At 45.1% G+C, this 4,251-nt stretch carries 1 protein-coding gene and 2 pseudogenes; all 3 read left to right on the forward strand.

The window, feature by feature from the left end; all coding sequences use genetic code 11:
• Window positions 1-184 (forward strand): annotated as a pseudogene (locus WBV27_RS09440) (short-chain dehydrogenase/reductase); the annotation flags it as partial.
• A gap of 509 nt (window positions 185-693) precedes the next feature.
• Complete coding sequence (gene mgtA, locus WBV27_RS09445; RefSeq protein ID WP_424201493.1) at window positions 694-3,318, forward strand: magnesium-translocating P-type ATPase; 2,625 nt, start codon at window positions 694-696, stop codon at window positions 3,316-3,318.
• Window positions 3,319-3,850: 532 nt separating this feature from the next.
• A pseudogene (locus tag WBV27_RS09450) lies at window positions 3,851-4,251 on the forward strand (NADH-dependent flavin oxidoreductase); the annotation flags it as partial.

A 4,251-nucleotide genomic window follows, 5' to 3' on the forward strand; every position in this document is an offset into this window, starting at 1 on the left:
CCAAGACCAGCCCGGCGATCCTGACAAAGCGGGCGAAGTCATCTACGAAACTATCCAAAAAGAGGCATTTCCGAAACGATTGTTGCTGGGAACGGATGCAGTCAACATCGTGTCCGCCGAGATGAAAGAAAGATTGCAGGAAATCGAAGACTGGAGCGCCATCAGTAAACAGACTGACTACTGATTGGTTGCGATGGTTGCGTAAAATATAAACGATATAACTGGACAAAACGAAGAAGGATTGTGGATGAAGTGGGTGACACCTCATTCACAGTCTTTTTTTGTTTTCGTGCGAGCAAAAGTGTGCACGAAAAAAGGTATTTTCTTACGGAGTGGTATAATGAATTTGAAGAAAATCGTTTTCGCGATAACGCGGAGTAATCTTTCCGGTCTAGCGGGAACGCCTATACGTGCTACGTCGACATTTCCGTCCTGGTTAAAGCACAGACACCATCATCTATCAGGAAACACTGATCAGTTCGGCTCCATTTACTATCAGCTGGAAGGAATCATCAGACTATGGCTATGTCCCTGACTACCAGATGCTGGAAAAGTAAAAAACTGTCCCGTTCTATATGACACAATCGTCCCTCTTTTGTGACAGTGCTTTTGACTCAAGTCCACTGTCAGTACAACATTCAATCACTTCAACGTTCATAAGCCATATTTTATGTCTAAGAGGAGTGGTATTTCATGACAGAAAAAATCATTAGTTCAAAACAGCCTCATAATCAGGATAGCGCACCAGCAAAAACTTTTTCAGAAGAACTATTGGAGTTGGCAGAATTGGAGACGGATTCCGTTTTGAAGCAGCTTGACACGCAACTAACTGGTTTGAGTGAAGCCGATGCTGCATTGCGGCTGCAACAGTATGGTTTAAACGAGTTGGCAAAAGAAAAGCCTCAATCGCTTCTCATGCATTTAATCAATAATCTAAAGAATCCCTTGGTGATATTACTGGTTTCACTTGCAGTGCTCTCATACCTTACGGGAGATCTGCGGGCAACAGTGGTCATTTCAGTAATGGTATTACTGGGAATTGTACTGCGTTTCTTCCAGGAAATGCGCGCTGATAATGCAGCGGCAGCACTTAAAGCAATGGTCGTCAACAAGGCAACGGTTGTTCGCGATGGGAAAGAACAAGAGATATCGCTCAAGTTGCTGGTGCCAGGAGATATCATAACCATCGCTGCGGGGGACATGATCCCGGCGGATGTGCGCATAATCTCTGCAAAAGATCTATTTCTCGATCAGGCGGCACTGACAGGAGAAGCCATGCCTATTGAGAAAAAATCTATTGCAGCCTCAAAAGATATGGATAATCCGCTTGAAATTGCAAATCTCTGCTTTTTAGGATCGAATGTAATAAGCGGAACAGGTGTTGCGGTAGCAGTCCATACAGGAGAAAAAACATATTTTGGGGCACTTTCAACCAGCCTTGTGGAGCAGCGTGAATTAACAAGTTTTGATAAAGGGATCAACGGGATCACCTGGATGATGATCCGCTTTATAGGAATTATGGTGCCCGTGGTATTCATTGTAAATGGGATCAGTAAACACAACTGGCTGGAGGCTTTTCTTTTTGCAATGGCTGTCGCAGTAGGCTTGACTCCGGAAATGCTGCCTATGATCGTATCGGTCAACCTTTCCAAGGGCGCGCTGATGATGTCCCGCAAGAAGGTCATCGTAAAGCGTCTGAACGCCATTCAAAATTTTGGGGCCATGGACGTGTTGTGCACAGATAAGACCGGCACCCTCACAGAGGGGAAAATCGGTTTGGAAAAGCATCTCGATGTACGCGGAGAAGAAAGCGAAAAAGTGCTGCATTACGGATACCTGAACAGCTACCACCATACAGGATTGAAGAACATCACCGATGAAGCGATCCTGAAACATGGCGATTTGGAAGGAACCCTGCAGGCAAACGTGAAGTACCATAAAATTGATGAAATCCCTTTTGATTTTACCCGCAAACGCATGTCGGTCATTGTAGAGGATGAAACCGGTATGAATACAATGATTTGCAAGGGTGCTGTAGAAGAAATCATGGCGTGTTGCACCAGTGTGGAAATTGAGGGAAAAGTTTTGCCCATGCTGCCTGAATATACGGACAGCACAAAGAAAATCGTGGATGATCTCAACGCCCAGGGCTTCCGAGTCATAGCCCTGTCATACAAGGAAATGCCGGGAGCATCGGATGAGCCGGTTTACGCGGTTAAAGACGAGTCGGAGCTTATCCTTCTGGGGTATTTATCTTTTCTTGATCCGCCTAAAAAGTCGGCTACGGAGGCATTGAAGCAATTAGCGGACTTGAGTGTGGACGTGAAGATTCTGACAGGTGATAGTGAGGCTGTGACCACCTATATCTGCAAGGAAGTTGGACTTGCGGTTGATAATGTTCTCCTTGGTTCGCAAATCGAGGCTATGAGCGAAGAGGAACTGGCGAAAGCTGTTAATACGATAAACATATTTGCCAAGCTATCTCCAAATCAAAAAGAACATATTATCCGCGCTCTTCAAAGCAACGGCCATGTAGTCGGGTTTATGGGTGACGGTATCAACGATGCGCCCGCTTTGAGAGCTGCTGACGTAGGCGTTTCCGTAGACAGTGCTGTGGATATTGCCAAAGAATCCTCGGATATCATTCTGCTGGACAACAATCTACTGGTTTTGGCTCAGGGGGTAATGGAAGGACGTCGCGTATTCGGAAATATTATCAAGTATATCAAGATGGCAGCCAGTTCTAACTTTGGGAATATGTTCAGCGTTGTGGGCGCAAGTGCATTTCTGCCATTCCTGCCCATGCTGCCGATACAGGTTTTGACCAATAATTTATTGTATGACTTTTCGCAAACAACAATCCCTACCGACGAGGTCGATGCAGACTGGGTGAAGAAGCCGCGTCAATGGAAAATCAGCGGGATCGAGAAGTTTATATTGGTCATAGGCCCGATAAGTTCGATATTCGATTATCTGACATTTTTCATTATGCTCAATGTGTTCAACGCTTGGAATAACCCCGCTTTGTTCCACACCGGCTGGTTTGTGGAATCCATTTTCACACAGACATTGATCATCCACGTGATCCGGACGAACAAAATTCCTTTTATCCAGAGCCGCGCAAGCTGGCCGCTGATTATTTCCTCCGTTGCCATTGTTGCTGTAGCTGCCTGGCTTACCATCTCGCCTTTTGCGGGAACGCTTGGTTTTGTCGCACTACCTTCGCTTTACTGGCTTCTGCTTGCCGTTATGATGGTAGGCTATGTATTTCTTACACAACTGGTCAAAGTATGGTTTATCCGTAAATTTGGCGATTGATCGGTTGAAATCAGAATTTTAAGATGCGCTGAGGAAGCTCGCGACTTGATTCGTGAATAGTTTCGCTGGATGCATCGGGAATATCAGTGATTCAATCGTGGGATGAATTGGCGCAATAGGAAAAATAGTATTAGCTAAAGCGTAAACAACTTTGTGTGTTTGGCTTTATTAGAAACCTGCTATCCCGCAAAAGTTGTTGCTGGGTCGGTAACGCCTTTTCGTGAAAAATGAATAAGGTGTCAAAACTGGTTTTGATAATGCATACGCCTACTACTAATAAAGAGCCTTTGGTGGCCGAAAAGGCTGACATGTCCAAAGAATTGATAAATTAAAAAAAATGCCCTGCTGCATACAAAACTGCAGTGGGACGTTTTTTTCGAAAATACTTCAAAGTGTCACCCCTTGCAAAAGGAAGTAACATGTAATAAAATATATGCATGTGCATGCATTGTGGGTGGCCCGAGCTTTTTGTTTGGGAATTTCAGGCAGGCTCGGTAAAATGATAAAAAGCGATCTAAAGGGAGAGAAAAATATGTCAACAATGAACAGCAAACTGACTTTCAAACGCGGCCTTGAGTTAAAGAACCGCATCATGATGGCACCGATGACGACGAAAATGTGTTTTTATGATGGGGTAGTGACATCCGACGAAATCAATTACTATGCGCTGCGTTCCGGTGAAATAGGTGCGGTCATAACAGGCGCTGCAAATGTTCAGAACGACGGTAAAGGTTGGGAAGGCGAATTGAGCGTCGCTTCCGATGTGTTCATTCCAGGTTTGAGTAAATTGGCTTCAGCCATCAAGAAAAATGGCACCAAAGCCATCTTGCAGATTTTCCACGGTGGCCGCATGACGGATTCAAGCGTATTGAGAGGCGTTCAGCCAGTAGCGCCAAGTGCGATTGCTGCCGAAAGACCGAATGCCGAAACGCC

The sequence above is a fragment of the Trichococcus sp. genome, from assembly GCF_049589555.1.
Taxonomy (GTDB): domain Bacteria; phylum Bacillota; class Bacilli; order Lactobacillales; family Aerococcaceae; genus Trichococcus.

Excerpts from the sequence above, each read along its gene's own strand:
- mgtA (WP_424201493.1), top strand. The coding sequence starts at position 694 with ATGACAGAAAAAATCATTAGTTCAAAACAGCCTCATAATCAGGATAGC.